We start from the raw sequence: 291 nt of genomic DNA on the forward strand, positions 1-291 counted from the left end.
ACCCATTTTATCCTCTTCAAGCTGGTGCTTTATGTAATCCTGTATCTTCGCCGTGTTCTTACCCACCGTATTGACGTAGTATCCCCGACACCAGAACTCCCTGTTCCTGTATTTGAATTTCAAATCCCCAAACTGCTCGTAAAGCATCAGACTGCTTTTCCCTTTCAGATATCCCATAAAGCCGGATACGCTCATTTTGGGCGGGATTTCCACAAGCATATGGATATGATCTGCGCAGCATTCAGCTTCCAGGATCCGTACGTTTTTCCACTCACACAGCTTTCTTAAAAT

Annotated in this window: 1 protein-coding gene; it reads right to left on the minus strand. The window is 44.7% G+C overall.

Going from position 1 to position 291, the window contains the following annotated elements:
* On the minus strand, positions 1–291 hold a 291-nt coding region (tnpA, locus tag E0L21_RS24850), incomplete at both ends, for an IS200/IS605 family transposase (protein ID WP_131413850.1).

It is taken from the genome of Kosakonia quasisacchari (assembly GCF_004331415.1).
GTDB classification, from domain to species: Bacteria; Pseudomonadota; Gammaproteobacteria; order Enterobacterales; family Enterobacteriaceae; genus Kosakonia; species Kosakonia quasisacchari.